The sequence below is a fragment of the Photobacterium sp. 1_MG-2023 genome, assembly GCF_030547945.1.
Taxonomy (GTDB): domain Bacteria; phylum Pseudomonadota; class Gammaproteobacteria; order Enterobacterales; family Vibrionaceae; genus Photobacterium.
The window spans coordinates 243,691-263,585 of sequence record NZ_JAUORR010000001.1; the positions used below are offsets into that span (position 1 = coordinate 243,691).

General features: G+C 52.0%; 18 protein-coding genes. 5 read left to right on the forward strand and 13 right to left on the reverse strand.

Going from position 1 to position 19,895, the window contains the following annotated elements:
- Positions 1 to 17: 17 nt before the first annotated feature.
- Positions 18 to 320 carry a DUF6482 family protein gene (locus tag Q4579_RS01050; RefSeq protein ID WP_303560940.1) on the reverse strand — a complete coding sequence of 101 codons (303 nt, stop codon included), beginning with the start codon at positions 318 to 320 and terminating at the stop codon, positions 18 to 20.
- Positions 321 to 562: 242 nt separating this feature from the next.
- On the opposite strand from Q4579_RS01050, the gene Q4579_RS01055 reads away from it, so the two are divergent.
- Positions 563 to 1,597 carry an NADP(H)-dependent aldo-keto reductase gene (locus Q4579_RS01055; RefSeq protein ID WP_303560942.1) on the forward strand — a complete coding sequence of 345 codons (1,035 nt, stop codon included), beginning with the start codon at positions 563 to 565 and terminating at the stop codon, positions 1,595 to 1,597.
- Between the two features lie 110 nt (positions 1,598 to 1,707).
- Here Q4579_RS01055 and Q4579_RS01060 read toward each other — a convergent pair whose 3' ends face one another.
- Positions 1,708 to 1,953 (reverse strand): hypothetical protein, encoded by a 246-nt coding sequence (locus Q4579_RS01060; RefSeq protein WP_211647190.1) that lies wholly within the window; start codon positions 1,951 to 1,953, stop codon positions 1,708 to 1,710.
- A 439-nt stretch (positions 1,954 to 2,392) separates the two neighbouring features.
- A complete protein-coding gene (locus Q4579_RS01065; RefSeq protein WP_303560943.1) occupies positions 2,393 to 3,274 on the reverse strand; it encodes a LysR family transcriptional regulator in 882 nt (293 codons plus the stop codon).
- Positions 3,275 to 3,375: 101 nt separating this feature from the next.
- On the opposite strand from Q4579_RS01065, the gene Q4579_RS01070 reads away from it, so the two are divergent.
- The gene (locus Q4579_RS01070; RefSeq protein WP_303560945.1) at positions 3,376 to 3,801 is read left to right on the forward strand and encodes a PACE efflux transporter; all 426 of its coding nucleotides are present in this window, start codon (positions 3,376 to 3,378) and stop codon (positions 3,799 to 3,801) included.
- A gap of 46 nt (positions 3,802 to 3,847) precedes the next feature.
- Here Q4579_RS01070 and Q4579_RS01075 read toward each other — a convergent pair whose 3' ends face one another.
- The 7 genes from Q4579_RS01075 to xerD all read right to left on the reverse strand — a co-directional run bounded on the left by Q4579_RS01075 (position 3,848) and on the right by xerD (position 12,493).
- Positions 3,848 to 5,176 (reverse strand): VpsR-related response regulator, encoded by a 1,329-nt coding sequence (locus tag Q4579_RS01075; protein ID WP_303560946.1) that lies wholly within the window; start codon positions 5,174 to 5,176, stop codon positions 3,848 to 3,850.
- A 168-nt stretch (positions 5,177 to 5,344) separates the two neighbouring features.
- Entirely contained in the window at positions 5,345 to 5,752 is a 408-nt protein-coding gene (locus Q4579_RS01080) for a hypothetical protein (protein ID WP_303560947.1), read from the reverse strand.
- A gap of 214 nt (positions 5,753 to 5,966) precedes the next feature.
- Positions 5,967 to 7,475, reverse strand: a complete 1,509-nt coding sequence (gene lysS, locus Q4579_RS01085; RefSeq protein ID WP_303560948.1) for a lysine--tRNA ligase — start codon at positions 7,473 to 7,475, stop codon at positions 5,967 to 5,969.
- Between the two features lie 32 nt (positions 7,476 to 7,507).
- A protein-coding gene (gene prfB, locus Q4579_RS01090; RefSeq protein ID WP_303560950.1) for a peptide chain release factor 2 occupies positions 7,508 to 8,606 on the reverse strand; the annotation gives its coding sequence in 2 pieces (ribosomal slippage) (positions 7,508 to 8,530 and positions 8,532 to 8,606; 1,098 coding nt in all).
- A gap of 173 nt (positions 8,607 to 8,779) precedes the next feature.
- A complete protein-coding gene (gene recJ, locus Q4579_RS01095) occupies positions 8,780 to 10,507 on the reverse strand; it encodes a single-stranded-DNA-specific exonuclease RecJ (protein ID WP_303560951.1) in 1,728 nt (575 codons plus the stop codon).
- 175 nt (positions 10,508 to 10,682) lie between these two features.
- Complete coding sequence (gene dsbC, locus Q4579_RS01100; protein WP_303560953.1) at positions 10,683 to 11,405, reverse strand: bifunctional protein-disulfide isomerase/oxidoreductase DsbC; 723 nt, start codon at positions 11,403 to 11,405, stop codon at positions 10,683 to 10,685.
- 185 nt (positions 11,406 to 11,590) lie between these two features.
- On the reverse strand, positions 11,591 to 12,493 hold the full coding sequence (xerD, locus tag Q4579_RS01105; protein ID WP_303560954.1) for a site-specific tyrosine recombinase XerD: 903 nt from the start codon (positions 12,491 to 12,493) through the stop codon (positions 11,591 to 11,593).
- A 161-nt stretch (positions 12,494 to 12,654) separates the two neighbouring features.
- Here xerD and fldB point away from each other — a divergent pair, with 161 nt between their 5' ends.
- A complete protein-coding gene (gene fldB, locus Q4579_RS01110) occupies positions 12,655 to 13,173 on the forward strand; it encodes a flavodoxin FldB (RefSeq protein WP_303560955.1) in 519 nt (172 codons plus the stop codon).
- A 96-nt stretch (positions 13,174 to 13,269) separates the two neighbouring features.
- On the opposite strand, the gene brnQ is transcribed toward fldB, so the two are convergent.
- Positions 13,270 to 14,580 carry a branched-chain amino acid transport system II carrier protein gene (gene brnQ, locus Q4579_RS01115; protein WP_303560956.1) on the reverse strand — a complete coding sequence of 437 codons (1,311 nt, stop codon included), beginning with the start codon at positions 14,578 to 14,580 and terminating at the stop codon, positions 13,270 to 13,272.
- Between the two features lie 377 nt (positions 14,581 to 14,957).
- On the opposite strand from brnQ, the gene Q4579_RS01120 reads away from it, so the two are divergent.
- Together Q4579_RS01120 and srmB are read left to right on the forward strand one after the other, a co-directional pair.
- Complete coding sequence (locus Q4579_RS01120; protein ID WP_303560958.1) at positions 14,958 to 15,695, forward strand: tRNA1(Val) (adenine(37)-N6)-methyltransferase; 738 nt, start codon at positions 14,958 to 14,960, stop codon at positions 15,693 to 15,695.
- 140 nt (positions 15,696 to 15,835) lie between these two features.
- Positions 15,836 to 17,059 carry an ATP-dependent RNA helicase SrmB gene (srmB, locus tag Q4579_RS01125; RefSeq protein WP_303560959.1) on the forward strand — a complete coding sequence of 408 codons (1,224 nt, stop codon included), beginning with the start codon at positions 15,836 to 15,838 and terminating at the stop codon, positions 17,057 to 17,059.
- 89 nt (positions 17,060 to 17,148) lie between these two features.
- On the opposite strand, the gene yaaA is transcribed toward srmB, so the two are convergent.
- Entirely contained in the window at positions 17,149 to 17,922 is a 774-nt protein-coding gene (gene yaaA, locus Q4579_RS01130; protein ID WP_303560961.1) for a peroxide stress protein YaaA, read from the reverse strand.
- A 117-nt stretch (positions 17,923 to 18,039) separates the two neighbouring features.
- Entirely contained in the window at positions 18,040 to 19,467 is a 1,428-nt protein-coding gene (locus tag Q4579_RS01135) for a sodium:alanine symporter family protein (RefSeq protein ID WP_303560963.1), read from the reverse strand.
- Positions 19,468 to 19,895 lie beyond the last annotated feature (428 nt).

Below are 19,895 nucleotides of genomic sequence, written 5' to 3' on the forward strand. Positions count from 1 at the left end.
GGCCCGCTCCGGCCCTATCAGAGCGGAATGGTCATATCGTCCTGACAGCAGGTTGGCTTTCCATCCGCTGAAAATTCATCGTGAGGATCGATGGTTCTCAGCGTGATTGATTTCACCCCCAGCGGCCGGAGAAACTCCCGGACCTGCTCCATATTCTGAAAATGCAGCATGTTGTCATCTTCATCTTTCAGGGGTTCGAGATGATTCTTATATTCAACTTCCATCAGATAGTCAGCCCGACCCGCATAGCTGGTCAGCACACATTTTGGCATCGCTTCACCAGGTGACTTCACCCAATGTTTGAATTGAGAGAGCTTCATCGCCGATCCTTTTCAGGGGGAGTTGCATTAACTATGTGCGAACATTTTCTGTTCAGCAAGCTCAGGGAATCCACTCTGTGAGACGAAACATTCGTGAGCCATCTTGTTGATTCCGGAATCGAATCGGCACATCCTGCCAAAAATGGCACAGAACCGAATGGAAGTTATTGATTGTTCAGTCGCTTTTCAGGCTGAATGTCCTGAGTTATAGTCAAAGAGAACTTGCGGTCCAAGGAGGGCAAATGAAATACCATAAGATCCCCCACTCTTCACTTGAAGTCAGTCAGATTGGCATGGGCACCATGACCTTTGGCGAGCAGAATACCGAAGCCGAAGCACACAGCCAGCTCGACTTCGCACTGGAACGCGGGATTAACCTGATTGATACCGCCGAAATGTATCCGGTTCCGCCCAAGGCAGCAACTCAAGGGCTGACCGAATCTTATATCGGCAGCTGGCTGAAAAAATCAGGCAAACGCGACCAGGTCATTCTGGCCACCAAAGTTGCAGGCCCGCGCAATGTCCCGCATATCCGAAGCAACATGGCACTGGACTGGCGCAACATCCATGAAGCCGTTGAAAAAAGTCTGGAACGGCTGCAAACCGATTATATCGATTTATATCAGTTACACTGGCCGCAGCGGGAAACCAACTGCTTTGGCAAACTCAATTATCCCTACCCGGATCAAAACACCGGCGTGACCTTAACCGATTCTCTGGAAGCTCTGGCTGAGTTGGTTCGGGCCGGAAAAATTCGTTATATTGGCCTGTCGAATGAAACGCCATGGGGCGTGATGTCGTTTCTGCGTCTGGCGGAAAAACATGACCTGCCCCGTGTGGTCACCATTCAAAACCCTTATAACTTGCTCAACCGAAGCTTTGAAGTGGGGCTGTCTGAAATCAGCCACTATGAAGGCGTGAAATTACTGGCTTACTCCCCCATGGCGTTTGGGATCTTAAGCGGTAAGTATCTCAACGGACAAAAACCTAAGGGGGCGCGCTGTACGTTATTTGATCGCTTCGTGCGTTACTTCACACCGCAAGGCATTGCGGCCACGGAAGCTTATGTGAACGTGGCGAAAAAGCACGGACTGGATCCAGCGCAAATGGCGCTGGCATTTGTGAATCAGCAACCGTTCAATGCTTCGACCCTGATTGGGGCAACCAATCTGACTCAGCTGGAAGCCAACATCAACAGCCTGTCCGTGGATTTGAACGATGAAGTCATGGCTGATCTGGCACAGGTTGGGATCACCTATTCGAATCCCTGCCCGTAAACATGGCTGCCATTGACCCAACGCAAACGCCCTCGTTGTCAGCGAGGGCGTTTGAGGACTTTCTCTATTTTTTGTCGTTCAGGCCTTCCTTCGTAAAGCAAGGCCTGCGATTACGTGAGACTTCGCGATCGAACTGCATGCCTGAGCAAACGCGTTTTACGCAAAGCACGTGTGCTGACCAGCGATTGGTCTAAACGCATGTCTTTATCGATACCCATGTCTTGCAGAATGTGTGTCGACAGTTGTGGTAAATGAACTTGCATCCGTCGATGTTCACGACGCCATGCTTCTTCTTCACGATGAAGATCCAGACGAATCAATAAAACAGCAAAACGTAAATAGACTGATTGACGCATGAGTGTACGCTCCATGAATGATATTGGAGGGACGCAAATACGACCGTTTTCAGGCTGACAACATACTAGCCGCGACAGACGTATCCGCGGCCCATTTACACAGTGAATTACTGTAGAGTTATGTCAAAGTTCAGTGACTTGAAGTCACAGCACTTCGTGATGACAGGAAGATTGATCCTTATCACCAGCAGGACGCAGACATTTGGAATTGAATGTGCTCATTGTTAGTTCCTCCTGGTTATAAGATAGATTGGTGTGACGTGAAGCATATTCTTGCCTGAGAATTAGCCAAAAACAAGAAGTTATTTTACATCTGTGAATAAAAAGTGAAATATCCTGCTTATAAACGCATCATTTCATCCCATTCAGAGCGTTTCACAAACAATGACTGACTCTTCAGAGTTTTGCGCTTCCATCCTATGATTGGCCTAATCTCTGCTCAGGACAGACGGACATTTTTCAGCAGCGTACATAAATCTCTCCCGGCCGGGCCCAGTGCGTGCTGACTGCTCCAGGCCAGATCCACCGGTTGTTTCCAGACCTGAGCCTCAAATTGTGGTTGCAACTGGATCAGCGTCCCCGCCTGTACCTTGTCTTTCACTGTGTCTGCTGGCAGCACAGTCCAGCCAATCCCCCGCTGGGTCAGCTCAATCGCGGAAAGAATGTGTTCTGTCCGCCAGATCGAATCAGATACCCGCCACACTTCGCTGTCCTGCCCGTAACGGCCGGTGAGCAGGATCTGGCGGTGCTGCCGCAAATCATCCCAGTCCACGTGCCGCTGAACCGCTAACGGATGCTCACAACCCGCCACACACCAGACATCCACCTGACCCAGACCATGAACAATGATGTCCGGATGCAGAAAAGATAGCTGAACCATGAGTGCCAGTTGCGCCCGGCCCTCTTTCAGCAGTTTCAGAACATCCCCGGTGCCGACCGTCAGAATTTCAACCTCAACCTCAGGAAACCGGGCCTCAAATTGCTGCAGTACATCAGATAAGGCTGGCAGCATGGCCATGGACTCCACCACCAGCGTCAGTTTAGGCTCAATACCCTGCTGGAAACTGTCCGCGGCAACCTGAAGCTCTCCGCAATGCGCAAGGATCCGTCGCGCTTTGATGAGCAGCGCTTCACCCGCCGGCGTTAACCGGGGTTTCTTTCCGCTGCGGTCAAACAGCATCAGATGAAAGTCTGTTTCCAGATTCGAAACCGCAGTACTGACAACCGACTGCGCCTTACCCAACCTGCGGGCGGCCGCCGAAAACGAGCCGGTTTCCGCCGCACTTACAAAGGCACGAAGTTGCTCCAGAGAGAACTGCATCCTAATCACCTATCGATAAAACAGATAACAACTAACTTTTATCTATCGATAATAGCATTAGGATAGCCCTCAGAGAGATTGATTCTTCAGAGGTCATTACAATGCGTACACAAAAGGACAGAATTCGTCATGCCATTGGTTTTGAAGCCATTGCACTGGTTCTGATCACATGGGTACTGAGCCAGATGTTTGGGTTTGATATGGCTCAAATTGGTGTTTTAGGCGTTATTTTCTCGGTCATTGCGACATTCTGGAACTACGCCTACAACCTGATGTTTGATCACGCGATGCTGAAATACAGCGGTCAGCTTCACAAGCAGCCCCGCCACCGGATTGTCCATGCGCTGGGTTTCGAGCTGAGCCTGCTGGTGATCACACTGCCCATCATGGCCTGGTGGCTGGAGATTGGCCTGTGGCAAGCCCTGATCATGGATTTGGGTCTGGTGGTGTTCTATCTGATCTATGCGTATGCCTACAATCTGGTTTACGACAAAGTCTTCCCGCTGCCGGAAGCAGCGCAGGTATAGTGTGACTTCTCACCGCCCTATTGGGCGAGGGTTTACGGCGAGATTGCTAAGAATTCTGCCCCAGATCCCGCGGCGGCGGGATCAGATCATGCTTGTTCAGTAATCGGTACATGGTTGCACGGGAAACACCAAGTTCCCGGGCGGCCGCCGTAATCTGCCCTCGGTTGTTTTCCAGGACACTCAATAAAGCACTGCGTTCGGATTCTTCCCGGATTTTCTTCAGGCTTTGTTTGTCATCCGCCTGACGGGGCAGTTCAAGATGTTCTGCCTCAATGTTTTTCTGCTCAGTCAGTAAGACCGAGCGCTTGATGCGCCCAATCAGCTCCTGCACATTACCCGGCCAGTGATAGGTTGCAATTGCCTGTCGGGCATCTTCAGAAAAAGTCTTCACTCCGCAGTTATATTCACGGGCGTACTTGTGTAATAACGCCTGAGCCAGTTTGAGCAGATCATCGCCACGATCACGCAAAGGGGGCACGGTCAGGCTCAGCACATTTAAACGATAGAAAAGCTCTTTATTGAGATCGCCTTCACTGACCAGACTTTCCAGAGGATAGTGTGTCGCTACAATCAGGCGGGGTTCGTGCCTGACCACGACGCCATTTTCTTTGGTAAACCGGCCATCCTGCAGCCACTGAAGAAGCTCCTGCTGTCGCTCGGGAGAAAGCGATGTGACTTCATTGAGAAAGAGAACGCCATCCCGCGCCAGTTCAAAACAACACGCATCCTGAGCACCATTCACATGCCAGGATGCATCCATCCCGGAGCAGTTGACCGTCACAAACTGCCCTTTTGCCCGCGTTGATGCCTGAAAAATCGCCTCTGCCACCATTTCTTTCCCGGTGCCGATTTCACCCAGGATCAAGACCGGCATGTCCGCAGACGCCAGGCGCTTTACATGCTGAAGCAGTTTTTTCATGACCGGGGTATCCCCCTGAAGCCCCTGCTGGCTGAACTGTCCGAGTTCCGGCCAGACCCGGCGTTCCAGGGTGAGCATGCCGCGTTGATGGCCCAAGGTTTTGAGCAGTTGTGCTTCCGGGATCGGAGATGTGAAATAATCGAGGCAGAAGCTGACGATAAACTGGCAGACCGATTCGATATGGAGTTGCTCATCGCGGACCAGTGCCAGCCAGCGCACCTGTTTATGGCGGTTCACCAGACTGGCAATGGCATGCAGACTGAAGTCATCATGGCTGAGATCAACCACACCCAGACAAGGACCCGTCGCGAGCAGTAAGGCTTCCGCCGCACGCAGATCATGACAGTGATGACAACGCCAACCAACCTGTTCCAGCGCATGTAACCAAGGAATTGCGTGCCCGCCGAGTAAGACCAGCTCCCCATGCCAGATGTCTTTGCTTACATTCATACCCATCCGTCCACCTATTCAGCCGTTTGCCAGCCAGATGCAAAAAAAGCACTTTGGTATTCGGTAAGTATAAGTGACGGGATCAACAGATCACAAAAATATCACCATGTTTGGATGTTTCAGGTGATATTTTGATTCGTAACTCAGTCAGATATCGGATCAGCAGCAAAGGGATCAGGATTTATTTGCGGTGCATTGCTCACTGGTCACTGGCTCACTGACAAAGCCACCGGCGCCGGTGTACCAGAAACGAACGCCCAGACCCACAGCCATGGCATCACCGAAGTTTTCACAGGCCACTTCCACCAGCTGAGGCTTCAGCTTCGACTGATCCATATTCCAGTTCCAGCGTGTGCTGCGCAATTGGCGAACAATTGTCAGCAGCGATCGGTCGCTGTCAAAGTGGAGCGTCCGAACCTCCCCCCGACTTCCTTCCGGCGGAATATCATTCAGCTTCATGAACTCCTGCTTCAGTTCATCCGGAAGCGAGCCGACAAAATCTGTGGGAGGCTGCGTCAATTCAACCGAAGCACAGCCACTCAACATCAGACCAGCCAACAAAGCACATGAGATCTTTTTCATTCTTTACCCTAAAGATTTGTTACATCACCACAAAGGCTGAATTATGACACTACTCCCATAAATTATGCTACGGTTCAGCGGATAAATTGTTATTCATCACAAAAAATCCTGAATGTACTGAACCGTCAGTGGCACCCGCTACACATCATTTCTCTTGCAACAAAAAAAAGCCACTTCCGGAGAAGTGGCTTTTCAGACCGATCGCGCAGGGCGATTACTGGTTGTTCTGCGGACGCATCGCCGGGAACAGAATCACATCACGAATGGTGTGGCTGTTGGTGAACAACATCACCAGACGATCGATCCCGATGCCCTGACCCGCTGTTGGCGGCAGACCATGCTCCAGTGCCGTAATATAATCGGCATCATAGAACATCGCTTCGTCATCACCCGCATCCTTTGCATCTACCTGCGCCTTGAAGCGCTGGTCCTGATCTTCGGCATCATTCAGCTCAGAGAAGCCGTTTGCAACTTCACGACCACCGATGAAGAACTCAAAACGGTCGGTGATGAATGGGTTGTCATCGTTACGACGTGCCAGTGGCGAGATATCAGCCGGGTATTCTGTGATGAAGGTTGGCTGCAGCAGTTTCGGCTCAGCGGTTTCACCAAAGATTTCTTCCAGTAACTGACCACAAGTCCAGAAAGACTCCACCTCAATGCGCAGTGATTTTGCGATACTCACCATCAGATCGCGGTCCTGAACCTGCTCGTACGTCAGGCCCTGAATCGCTTCATGATCCGGATTGTACTGCTTGATCGCTTCCAGCATGCTCAGACGCGGGTAAGGACCTTTGAATTCAATGATCTCGTCACCGTAAGGCAGGCCCGTTGTCCCGCACAGATCCTGTGCGATCGAGCTCAGCATCTCTTCAGTCAGATCCATCAGATCACGATAATCTGCATACGCCATATAGAATTCCATCATGGTGAATTCCGGGTTATGGCGCGGAGACAGACCTTCATTACGGAAGTTACGGTTAATTTCGAACACACGCTCGAAACCACCAACCACCAGACGTTTCAGATACAGCTCTGGTGCAACCCGCAAATACATGTCGATATCCAGCGCATTGTGGTGCGTGATGAACGGACGTGCAGTCGCACCACCCGGGATCACGTGCATCATTGGCGTTTCAACTTCCATGAAGCCTTTGGTCGTCATGAACTGGCGAATCGCATTCACAACTTTTGAGCGCATCAGCATGGTGTTCCGGGATTCTTCATTCACAATCAGATCCACGTAACGCTGGCGGTAACGCATTTCCTGATCGGTCAGACCATGGAATTTCTCAGGCAACGGACGCAGCGCTTTGGTCAGCAGGACGAACTCATCCATGTTGACGTACAGATCGCCTTTCCCTGATTTGTGCAGCGCACCTTTCACACCGATGATGTCACCGATATCCAGACCAGAATATTTGTCTTTCAGTACTTTTTGCACATCTTTCGATGCGTACGCCTGAATACGGCCAGACACATCCTGAATGGCCAGGAATGGCCCACGTTTGGCCATGACACGGCCCGCAATGGCAACCACATTGCCGCTGTCTTCAAGCGCTTCTTTGGTCATCTCACCAAAAGCAGCCTGCAGATCGGCTGCCAGGCTGTCACGGCGAAAATCGTTCGGATGGCCGTTGGCTTTGCAGTCCTGACGAATCTGTTCCAGTTTCGCGCGGCGCTCAGCAATCAGTTTGTTCTCGTCTTGTACTTGTTCAGTCATGGGTAACCTTAGCAACAATTCGGGGACCGGTATTACAGACCGGATTTCAGACTAGCTTCGATGAAACGATCCAGGTCTCCGTCCAACACCGCCTGGGTATTGCGGTTTTCGACACCGGTACGCAGATCTTTGATTCGGGAATCATCCAGTACGTATGAACGGATCTGGCTTCCCCAGCCGATATCAGACTTCGCATCTTCATTCGCCTGCTTCTCAGCATTCTGCTTCTGCATTTCCAGCTCAAACAGCTTCGCTTTCAGCTGCTTCATCGCCTGATCTTTGTTTTTGTGCTGAGAACGGTCGTTCTGGCACTGAACCACGGTATTGGTCGGGACGTGTGTAATCCGCACCGCAGATTCAGTGGTGTTGACGTGCTGACCACCCGCGCCCGAGGCACGGTAAACGTCAATCCGCAGATCTGATGGGTTGATATCGATATCAATGTTGTCATCCACTTCCGGATAGACGAAAGCAGACGCAAAAGACGTATGACGACGGCCGCCGGAGTCAAACGGGGACTTGCGCACCAGACGGTGAACACCGGTTTCGGTCCGCAGCCAGCCATATGCGTATTCGCCCGTGATTTTCACGGTGGCGGATTTCAGACCGGCAACATCGCCTTCTGAAACTTCAATCACTTCGGTTTTGAAACCTTTGGCTTCTGCCCAACGCAGGTACATCCGCAGCATCATGGACGTCCAGTCCTGAGCTTCTGTACCGCCTGAACCTGCCTGCAGGTCTACATAGCAGTCCGCCCCATCATGATCACCGGCAAACATCCGACGGAACTCCAGCAATTCCAGCTTGCTGACCAGTTCGTCCAGCTCAGGACCAATCTCGTCAAAGGTTTCCTGATCGTTTTCTTCCACCGCCAGTTCCAGCAGACCTTCAACGTCTTCGACGCCCTGATCCAACTGGTCGATGGTTTCAACCACCGCTTCCAGCGCTGCACGCTCTTTCCCTAATGCCTGAGCACGCTCTGGCTCATTCCATACATCAGGTTGTTCTAATTCTGCATTGACTTCTTCCAGACGCTCTTTCTTAGCATCGTAGTCAAAGGTACCCCCTAAGGATGTTGGTCCGTGCAGACACATCCTCAAGTCGGTTTTTAATTGGATTAACTTCGAACATTGCCACTCTTTTTAGCCTTTTGCCGAAACGGACATAACCGGAGGATTTTAGCGAATTGCGGCAAGAATAAACAGAGGATCACAAAACTTATCCAAAAAATCTACGGAAGGATTGACAGCGAGATTTTCAGGTTGCGATCAAAAAGCGGAGCCCGTCGCTCCGCCTGCAGAAGATTATAAAGCGTCGAGGTGTTCGACCATCAATTGAACGCTGCGGTTGCCCCGAAATTCGTTCACATCCAGCCGATAAACCAGATTCACCATTTGAACCGATGCATCCGGCCAGCGCCGCACGTCGATATTGAATGCAATGGCATCAATCATACTGCCGCCGCCGACGGGTTCGAGTATCATTTTCAAGTGCTTACTGCCCACCAGCCGCTGCTGGAGCAACCGGAACTGACCATCGAAACTCGGCTCAGGGAACTGCTGCCCCCAGGGGCCTCCATGACGCAGCACCTCAGCAGTTTCCAGCGTCATGTCCTGCGCAGCCAGTTCACCATCGGTCAGTAAAACCCCTGTGAGCGCGGATTCATCCAGCTCTTCACGAACGGCCTGATCAAAGGCCTGACTGAACGCCTCATACTGCGCTGTTTTCAGCGTCAGACCGGCTGCCATCGCATGGCCGCCGAATTTCAGAATCATGCCTGGATTCTGGGTGTCAATCCGGTCGAGTACATCCCGCATGTGCAAACCGGGAATCGAACGACAGGAGCCTTTGATTTCTGAGTCCCCGGCTGCCGCAAACGCGATCACCGGGCGGTGATACAACTCTTTGATGCGAGATGCCAGAATTCCAATCACGCCCTGATGCCAGTCCGCCTGATACAACACCAGCCCGTAAGGCATATCTTTCTGATTGAATTTGAGCCGCTCACAAATCGCCAGTGCTTCCTCTTTCATGCCCTGCTCAATTTCTTTACGGGTCTGATTCAGTCCGTCCAGTTCAACCGCCATCCGGCGTGCGGTCTGAATATTGTCGCACAGCAGCAATTCCACGCCGAAGGACATGTCGTCCAGCCGGCCTGCCGCATTGATTCGTGGTCCGAGTGCAAATCCCAGATCACTGGCAACCAACTGCGACGGCTCACGGTTCGCCACTTCAATCAGGGCCTGAATACCGGGACGACACTGACCGGCACGAATTCGCTGCAGGCCCTGATGCACCAGAATCCGGTTATTGCCATCCAGCGCCACGACATCTGCCACAGTGCCCAGCGCCACCAGATCCAGTAATCCGGCCAGATTCGGTTCCGTCAGCCCTTGTTCTGCAAACCAGTTCTGCTCACGCAATTCAGCCCGCAACGCCAGCATCAGATAAAAAGCAACGCCCACGCCACACAAGGCTTTCGACGGAAAATCACAGCTGTGCAGATTCGGGTTCACGATTGCATCTGCAGCGGGCAGCACTTCACCGGGTAAATGGTGATCGGTGACCAGCACCTGAATCCCGCTTGCTTTTGCCGCGGCCACACCCGCCACAGATGAAACGCCGTTATCCACCGTCATGATGATTTCTGCGCCTCGCTCAGCTGCCTGCGCCACCACTTCCGGGCTCAAACCATAGCCGTCATCAAAGCGGTTGGGCACCAGATAATCGACATTACGGCACCCCAGTTGCCGCAGTGCCAACACTGACAAGGCCGAGCTGGTTGCGCCATCAGCATCGAAATCCCCGACAATGATAATGCGCCGCTGCTCACGCAGCGCAGACACCAGCAAGGCGACCGCAGCATCAATACCGTTCAGTCGGTTATAACTGTGCAGCCCTCTGGCGCCCCGTTCCAGATCAGCATCGGTTCGCAGACCACGGCTGGCATAAATGCGTTTGAGCAAGGGCGGGATTGCGGAGGAAAAGCCTGATGAATCTGCTTCCGGGCGGCGCTTGATTTCGATTTTCATGAAAATTCTTATTGGCGTTCTGAGGAAAAAGGGCGGACAGGAGTTTATACCAAAAAACGGCGATGCCGTGTACCCGCCTGAACGGACGCAAGCAGCGAATTCACATTTTTCGTGCAACCGGCAGCCAAAACAAAACAGCCCGCATGAAAGCGGGCTGTTTGGGTCAGGTATCAAATCAGCTGCGGCTGTTCAGGAACTGAAGCAGGCGGCTGGCTGGCTGATAACCAGGCAGCATGGTGCCATCTTCCAGCACCAGTGCCGGAGTCCCGGTCACGCCCATTGCCACGCCCAACTGGTAATGCTTCATCACCAGCGCATCATTGTGCGGACTGTTATCAATATCCAACGTCCCTTTCTTGGCTGCATCCATCGCTTTGAGCGGATCCTTGGCTGCCCAAATTGCGCTCATTTCACCAAAGTTCTGGGAACGTTCACCGCCACGTGGGAAAGCCAGATACCGAATGGTGATCCCGGCGTCGTTGTAGGCCTGCATTTCACTGTGCAGTTTGCGGCAGTAGCCACAGCTGGTGTCCGTAAAAACGGTGACCACATATTTTTCGTCTTTGGCCGGATAAACGATCATCTCGTCTTCCATGCCTTTGAGCTTGCCTTTGTTAATGGTCGCCATTTTCTGTTCAGTCAGATTGACAGGCTCGCCATTCACGGAGTGATACAGGTTACCCGCCATGAAATACTGACCGTCATCAGACATGTAAATGATGCCACGCTCGGTCACCACTTCGTTCATGCCCTGAATCGGAGATGGCGTGACGGATGCGGCAGAAAGACCCAGCGGCGTTAACGCGGCTTCAATCGCACGGGCATCAGGTTCTGCACTGGCAGAAAAAGCCGTAAATGCAGCCAGCGCAACCAGCAGAGGACGGCAAGAAAATGGCATAAATTATCCTTAGAAAATGTCGTTAATTTTAAAGATACAGACCTATTGGAGTCTGCACATCTTTCAAAGTTCACTGCCAAAAGGCAAGTCATTTCATATTCAACAACCTCTGGCTGAATATGATTGGGATCTCCGCCCCACTTCAGTGTACATCTTCAGGACGCACATCAAAATCAAGCCAGTAGTCAGGCCCGTGGATGGTGTTCCTGATGCAGCTGTTTCAGCCGCTCCGTTGCCACATGAGTATAGATCTGGGTGGTCGATAAATCACTGTGGCCCAATAACATCTGAACCACACGCAGATCCGCACCATAGTTCAGTAAATGCGTAGCAAAGGCATGCCGCATGACGTGCGGTGATAAGGTGTCCGCATCGATCCCCGCCAGCACAGCGTAATATTTCATTCGGTGCCAGAACGTCTGCCGGGTCATCTGCCGGGCCCGTTTACTGGGAAACAGCACATCCGAGCTGACTTCACCCAACAGCTGAGGTCGCCCATGGCTCAGGAAAGATTCAATCCATTCCATCGCCTCTTCGCCCATCGGCACCAGTCGCTCTTTGTCACCTTTACCGGTCACCCGGACGACACCCTGACGCAGACTGATATTGTCCATCCGCAAACTGACCAGCTCTGTCACCCGCAGTCCGGTGGCATAAAGCAATTCAAGCATGGCTTTATCCCGCAGTTCCAGCGGGTCATTGACATCCGGCGCATTCAGCAACGCACTGACTTGATCTTCCGTAATATCTTTTGGCAACCGTTGCGGCAAACGGGGACTGTGCAGCAGCGCGCTCGGTTCATCGTCGCGCAGCTTTTCACGATGCAGATACTGGAAAAGACGTCGCATCGCCGAAGTCATTCGGGCCCGCGAGCTTTGTTTGAAGTCCTGATCAAACAGCCATTGCTGATAATCCTGCAAGTCCCCGGATTGCAGTGACAGCAGGGTCAGGCTCCGATCGACCAGCCATTGCTGCAATTTCATCAAATCATTGCGGTATGAGGCAAGGGTATTCTCGGACAATCCCCGCTCCATCCACATCGCATCTAAAAAGCGCTCGATGAGGGCAATATCGTTGTTGTTTTCCACGTCGCGCCGCTCCCAAAACATCTGGATATAAATACAGTATTTGAAGCATAGTACTGAATTTCCCCCTGAATGTAACTAGGGGGTGTCCCTTGAGGGATGCAGCCAGACGCCTGACAGGGTAAAATCAGTACAAATTTGTTGCCACCCCAGGAAATATCAGTATGAAAATCGGCCTGTTTTACGGCTCGACCACCTGTTATACCGAAATGGCTGCGGAGAAAATCCGTGACTGTATCGGTGATGATCTGGTGGATCTGCACAACATTAAAGAAGCCAGCCTCAACGACATGAATCAGTATGATTTACTGATTCTGGGGATCTCTACCTGGGACTTTGGGGAGTTACAGGAAGACTGGGAAGCGGTCTGGAATCAGCTTGACGGACTCCGTCTGGAAGGCAAAACCATTGCCTTGTTCGGATTAGGCGATCAGGAAGGCTATACCGAGTGGTACCTGGACGCCATGGGTATGCTGCATGATAAACTACTGCCGTCCGGCGCCCAGTTTGTCGGCTACTGGCCTAATCAGGGTTACACCTTCGAAGCATCGAAAGCACTGACAGAAGATAAATCTCTGTTTGTCGGTCTGGCACTGGATGAAGACAGTCAGTATGAGCTGAGTGACGAACGCATTGAGCAATGGTGCGAGCAGATTCTGACAGAGTACGGGGATTCCCTGTAATCGTTCAGCACAACATGGCCCGTATCATCAGGACCAGACAGCAAAACGCCCCGCAGGAAACTGACGGGGCGTTTTCGTATTCAGACGAATTGACGCTTATGCGCTCTGTGCTTCTGGTGCAGCCACGTCCGGACGGATGAAGCGTGTGACAACCAGTGCCAGTAAAGTCGGCATCGTCCAGGCCATACCGTATTCAAACAGCGGCAGGAAGTTCAGATAAGAAACATCCAGACCCATCACTTTCAATGCATCGATCAAACTGAACAGCAGAGAGACCAGCAGAACAACACGATAGGCCAGACGCGGATTCGGCAGAAAACGGCGGACAAAGGTCAGCATCACCAAAGCAACGGCTACAGGATACAGCGCAAACAGAACCGGAACAGACAGACTAATCAGCTGATTCAGACCCACATTCGCAACCACGCCACAGATCACAGCCAGAATCACAGCCCATCTCTCATAAGACACACGGGTCAGCGAACTAAAATAGTCCGCACAGGCACTGATCAGACCAATCGCCGTAGTCAGACACGCCAACATCACAATGGCAGACAGAATGTACTGACCGACCGGACCAAACAATGCCAGCACATAACCGGCCAGAATCGCACCGCCATTGGCTGCGCCTTCAGCGACAGCAGCACTGGTCGCGCCCAGATAGAACAGGGAGATGTACACAAAGGCCAGACCTGCCGCAGCAATCACACCGGCCAGCATCAGGTATTTGCAGGTCGCTTTCTCATCCTTAATGCCTTTGTTACGGATCACATCCACAATCAGCATCCCGAACATCAAGGCCGCAAAGGTATCCATGGTGTTATAGCCTTCCAGGAAGCCTTTGGTGAATGCCATATTTGCGTAATCACCCTGCGCAGTCAGAATCTCACTTTGCGGATTCAAAAAGACCGCAACCGCCAGAATGGCCAGCACAGCAAACAGGGCTGGCGTCAGCAGTTTGCCAATTGAGTCAATCAGCTTGCCACGAGACCAGGCAAAGAACAGCGCCAGCGCAAAAAAGACAACAGAAAAAATGGTCAGGCTGGTTTGTCCGGCATCATCAATAAAAGGTTTCACTGCCATTTCATAGGCCACCAGACCTGTCCGGGGTGCAGCAAAAGCAGGACCGATGATGATGAAAATCAGAACGGCCATCAGGGTTGCCACAAACGGCGGTAAATCGCGGGTCAGGCCTTTCCAGCCCCCACCGGCTACCGCGACCGCAATAATGCCGATCAGCGGCAAGCCCACAGCGGTTGACAGGAAGCCAAGCATCGCCGGAAGCAGATTGTCACCTGCACTCAGACCTGCCTGCGGCGGGAAAATGATATTTCCGGCCCCTAAGAAAAACGCGAAGGTCATGAAACCAATCGCTAAAATATCGGAAACTTTGAGTGTGTCTTTCAAACTGCACCTTCCACTCGTCTGTTGTTTAGTTGTGTTTGCATCTCTGCACAGGTCAGTGCCTGTGCGTCATTTATAGGATTGGCATATATCACTACAGCCAGCCAAAGAGGCAGCATAATGAAGCAAAAGAACGCCAGTGGCAACCTTGCAGCCAAAAACACCACTTTCTTTGGTTTTAACGGCAAAAATACAAAATATAACTCCAAACAGGAGAGATAAATCAGACCATAACACCACAATAAAACTTGGTCACAAAATATCCAAAATAGGATTTTTCACCATTATCTACATTCGTTTTACAATGTCAGCGTGGATTTACGCGGACATTCCGTATAATCCCCATCAGATTTTTCACAACAGTGCGCAGCAATCATTCGATGAATAAAGGTTTTACGTTGAAACAATTCCATGTGGATGACCACGGCTGTGGAATGCCGGTCAGTACCGATGGTATTTTACTGGGTGCCTGGGCAGACATCGTGCAGCCAAGTGCTGCGCTGGAAACACAGTCACCTTTGCTGGATATCGGCTGTGGCAGTGGCTTGCTGGCACTGATGGCTGCACAGCGCAGCCAGGCAGATAAGCGCCCGGTTCTGGCACTGGACATTGATGCGCATGCGGTCTCTGCAGCCCGTCAAAACTTTGAAGCTTCCCCCTGGTCGGCACGTTTGCAGGCAGAACAGCAGGATCTCCTCACTTGGGCGCCCCGGCAGACAGCCGGCACGTACAGCACCATCTGGTGCAACCCGCCTTATTTCAATCATGGTGAGCAGGCGAATTGTCAGCGACGGGCAACCGCCAGACATACCGCAAGCCTGCCCCATCCGGATCTGCTGCGCTGTCTGGCGCATCTGTCAACACCGCAGGGCAAAGCCAACCTGATCCTGCCCGCCACCGAAGGCGAGTTGCTGCTGGCGCAAACCAATGACTACGGTCTGCATTGCCACCGGATATGCCGGGTGCGAACGACAGCAAGCAAACCGGTTTCGCGGCATCTGATCACTTTATCGCCACAACCTGGCCAGAGTGAGGAGACGGAGCTGACCCTTCATGAAGACGGTCGGTATTCCCCGGCTTTTGTCGAACTGACCCGAGATTTCTATCTAAAATTCTGACGGCAAGGCGCAGCTAAGTTTTTGTGCTTTAATCGGTGATACTTGCATCAATTCACACTATAATGCCGCCCCTTAACAGAATCACAGCTGCGTTCTGCCCGAACAACAAGCGGGCTGACAGCGACCGAGGAGTAAGACTGGTGAGAGATTTTTCCGAATTAGAGTTAGATGGCGCACTGCTGCAAGCCGTTGAAGATCTGGGTTATTCCCGCCCGACCGTCGTTCAGGCTCAGGCGATCCCTCCAGCTCTCGATGGCCGTGACGTGCTGGCTTCCGCACCCACGGGGACCGGAAAAACCGCCGCATTTGTCCTGCCGATGATTCAGCACCTGCTGGACTTTCCGCGCCGGAAACCCGGTCCGGCCCGTGTTCTGATCCTGACACCAACTCGTGAGCTGGCCATTCAGGTTGCTGATCAGGCCAGAGCGCTGGCAGCACAAACCGATCTGAAAATTTTCACCATTACCGGCGGCATCTCTTACGACGAACACGCAGAATATCTGGGCAAAACGCAGGATATCGTGGTTGCGACACCGGGCCGTCTGATGGAATACGTCGAAGGTGAAAAATTTGATTGCCGCGCAATTGAATGCCTGATTCTGGACGAAGCCGACCGGATGCTGGATATGGGCTTCGGTGCCATTGTCAAACGCGTCCACGACGAATGCCGCTGGCGCCGTCAGACCCTGCTGTTTTCTGCCACACTCGAAGGCAAAGGCGTTCGTGAGTTTTCTCGCACCATTTTAAATGAACCGGTCGAAGTCAACGCCGAGCCACCACGCCGCGAGCGTAAGAAAATCCATCAGGTGTATCATCGCTGCGATGATATGACGCACAAGCTGGCGCTGCTGGAAAATATTCTGAAAGAGCAGGCTGAGCGCACGATCATTTTCGTGAAGACCCGGGAGCGACTGGCTGAATTACGCGACCAACTGGCTGCGCTGCAAGTGCCTTGCTGCTGGATTCAGGGGGAAATGGCTCAGGCCAGCCGAAACAATACCATTCGCCGCTTCAAAGAAGGGGAAGTGAACGTGCTGATCGCAACCGATGTTGCGGCCCGCGGGATTGACCTGCCGGATGTCAGCCACGTCGTGAACTTCGACATGCCGCGCACAGCCGATGTATACCTGCACCGGATTGGCCGGACGGCCCGTGCCGGGAAGAAAGGCACCGCAATTTCTCTGATTGAAGCGCACGACCAAGCGATGATCGAACGTGTCGGTCGTTATATGAAAGAAGAAGTGCCGGAGCGTTTCATCGAAGGCATGCGCCCGAAACACAAAAAGCCGGCCACCGTGAAGAAAAAGAAAAAAGCCAAAGATTCGAACAAGAAAAAAACAGCGAAGAAGAAATCTGCAAAGTAAGTTGCAGACGATGAATCGCCATCAAAAAAGGCCGAATGATTTATACGGCCTTTTGCTATCTGAGTGCAGTGATTTACAGAAGCAGGAGATTACTGCTCTTCGCGTTTGAAGACCAGCTCAGTCGCCGTAGACTCTTGCGGCGAGAAATAATACCCAGCCACATCAAACTGCTTGAGTTGTTCAACTGAAGTCAGACGATGCTCAATGATGTAGCGTGCCATCATGCCGCGGGCTTTTTTGGCAAAGAAGCTGATCACTTTGTACTGACCATTCTTGCAGTCTTTAAAGACAGGCGTAATCACTTTGCCTTTCAGAGATTTGGGTTTCACCGCTTTGAAGTATTCATTGGACGCCAGATTAATCAGGATATCGTCCCCTTGTGCTTCCAGCGCTACGTTTAGTTTGTCGGTAATGATGTTACCCCAGAACTGATACAGGTTGGTGCCCCGGCCATTGGCCAGTTTGGTGCCCATTTCCAGACGATAGGGCTGCATCAGATCCAACGGACGAAGCAAGCCATACAACCCAGACAGCATTCTGAGATGTTGCTGAGCAAACGTAAAATCCTCGTCGCTCAGGGTTTCCGCTTCAAGCCCAGTGTAAACATCACCTTTGAATGCCAGAATTGCCTGGCGGGCATTCTCTGAGGTGAAATCCGGATGCCAGTCGGCAAAGCGCGCAGCATTCAGGCCGGCAATTTTGTCACTCACCTTCATCAGGCTGGCAATATCCATCGGCGTGAGTTTACGGCAGACTTCAATCAGTTCAGCGGAGTGATCCAGCAGTTCAGGCAAAGTCTGCGCCTGAGTTGCCAAAGGCGATTCATAATCCAGAGTTTTGGCGGGCGAAACCACAATCAACATGCTTCAATATCCTGTCAACGAAACTGCCCCAAAGAGTACCATTTCAGCGCAAAAAATACAGAAATGGATAGCTTCAGGACCAGTGGTTTTCCGGATTTCTGCCATCGGAAAATTCGATTAGTCCTTGGAACGGGTCCAGATATCTTCATCAAGCTGCGCATGCAGTTCAGGATATTGGCGGCTGTCAAACTGCGGTACTTTCCCCAGAGCCAACTGCGCGTTGTAGTCTTTCGCCAGTTTCACCACCGTCCCCGACAACAGCACAATGGCCACCAGATTAATCATCGCCATCATCCCCATCGAAATATCCGCCATGGTCCAGACCGTGGGCAGCTCAGCCAGCGCCCCGAACATCACCATGCCCAGAACGACCAGACGAAAGATTGCCAGCCCGGCTTTGTGGTTATGTTCCAGGAAGATCAGGTTGGTTTCGGCGTAGGAGTAATTGGCAACCAGAGAGGTAAAAGCAAACATGAAGATCGCAATGGCAATGAATATCCCGCCCCAGTCTCCCACCTGAGACGACAGTGCACGCTGCGTCAGTTCAATCCCGGTCACTTCACTGTGTGGTACATATTCACCCGACATCAGAATAATCGCGACCGTCGCGCTACAGATCACAATGGTGTCGGTAAATACACCCAGCATCTGGACATAGCCCTGTGACGCCGGATGCGGCGGATAAGGGGTCGCCGACGCTGCCGCATTGGGTGCGGAGCCCATCCCGGCCTCATTGGAGAACAATCCGCGTTTCAGGCCATTGATCATGCCCTGCGCAATGGTATACCCCAATGCCCCGGAAGCCGCTTCTTCCAGCCCGAAGGCGCTGCGGAAGATCAATCCCAGTACCGACGGCACCTGCTCAATGTTCATCGCGACCACCACCAGCGCCAGTGCCAGGTAGCAGCCCGCCATCACTGGCACCAGAATCTCGGCTGTTCTTGCTATGGTGCGCATCCCGCCAAAAATAATAAATCCGGTCAGGGCCACCAGCACCATGCCGACCACAATCGGCTGCCAGCCAAAGGCGACATTCATGGCTTTGGCAATCGAGTTGGCCTGAACTGCATTGAAAACCAAACCGAATGCAATGATCAGAAAAATAGAGAACACAACACCCATCCAGCGCATCCCCAGCCCCTTTTCCATATAGTAGGCTGGGCCACCCCGGTAATTCCCCTCATCATCCCGGGTTTTATAGAGCTGGGCTAATGCACTTTCAGCAAACGCCGTCGCCATTCCCAGCATGGCAATCAGCCACATCCAGAAAATAGCACCCGGACCACCCAGCGTCAGGGCAACGGCAACACCCGCCATATTACCGGTACCGACCCGGGCAGCCAGGCTGGTACACAGCGCCTGAAAAGAAGAAATCCCGGAAGCATCGGACTTTCGGCTGTTTTTCATCACCCGAAACATATGCAGAAAATGCCGGAACTGGATAAACCCCAACCGACAGGTAAAAAAGATCCCGACACCAATGAGCAGGTAAATCAGCACCGATCCCCACAGCAGGTCATTCAGAAAATTGATCTGGCTTGTCACATCTACCCCTTAGCGTCATCTCACCATGCTACGTCTGGCCCAGCGCACCGGAGCCGTGTGAACCTCAACACTGCAGGATGTCCGGTTCGATTCATCCTCATGTCATCTTTTTGTCAGTATAGGCTGCTCAACATCAGCTCTGCGGCACATCCAGCCACATGCGTTCTGACGGGCAAAGCGCCTATACTGACGAAAAGCTGAGCGATCATGCGGAGTTAACTCGCAAAAATCAATGCACGCTATGAAAAAGTGAGCGTTGGATTGCTTTGAACAGGACTGGACCAACCATTGCCAATGATCAGAAGTCTGAATAAATTTCACAAATAAACAACAAATGCGAAATAGTTCAATTTTATTCTCTATCGGGTTGTGATATTTAACTGATGACCAAGGGGTTATATACCCCCTTTATCTGAGCAATACTCAGG

Bases quoted from the DNA above. Each gene is read 5' to 3' on its own strand.
- fldB (WP_303560955.1), top strand. From the start codon at position 12,655: ATGAAAATCGGCCTGTTTTACGGCTCGACCACCTGTTATACCGAAATG.
- Q4579_RS01060 (WP_211647190.1), bottom strand. From the start codon at position 1,953: ATGCGTCAATCAGTCTATTTACGTTTTGCTGTTTTATTGATTCGTCTG.
- Q4579_RS01055 (WP_303560942.1), top strand. From the start codon at position 563: ATGAAATACCATAAGATCCCCCACTCTTCACTTGAAGTCAGTCAGATT.
- Q4579_RS01070 (WP_303560945.1), top strand. From the start codon at position 3,376: ATGCGTACACAAAAGGACAGAATTCGTCATGCCATTGGTTTTGAAGCC.
- lysS (WP_303560948.1), bottom strand. From the start codon at position 7,475: ATGACTGAACAAGTACAAGACGAGAACAAACTGATTGCTGAGCGCCGC.
- yaaA (WP_303560961.1), bottom strand. From the start codon at position 17,922: ATGTTGATTGTGGTTTCGCCCGCCAAAACTCTGGATTATGAATCGCCT.
- recJ (WP_303560951.1), bottom strand. From the start codon at position 10,507: ATGAAAATCGAAATCAAGCGCCGCCCGGAAGCAGATTCATCAGGCTTT.
- Q4579_RS01120 (WP_303560958.1), top strand. From the start codon at position 14,958: ATGAATAAAGGTTTTACGTTGAAACAATTCCATGTGGATGACCACGGC.
- Q4579_RS01065 (WP_303560943.1), bottom strand. From the start codon at position 3,274: ATGCAGTTCTCTCTGGAGCAACTTCGTGCCTTTGTAAGTGCGGCGGAA.
- Q4579_RS01050 (WP_303560940.1), bottom strand. From the start codon at position 320: ATGAAGCTCTCTCAATTCAAACATTGGGTGAAGTCACCTGGTGAAGCG.
- dsbC (WP_303560953.1), bottom strand. From the start codon at position 11,405: ATGCCATTTTCTTGCCGTCCTCTGCTGGTTGCGCTGGCTGCATTTACG.
- Q4579_RS01080 (WP_303560947.1), bottom strand. From the start codon at position 5,752: ATGAAAAAGATCTCATGTGCTTTGTTGGCTGGTCTGATGTTGAGTGGC.
- Q4579_RS01075 (WP_303560946.1), bottom strand. From the start codon at position 5,176: ATGGGTATGAATGTAAGCAAAGACATCTGGCATGGGGAGCTGGTCTTA.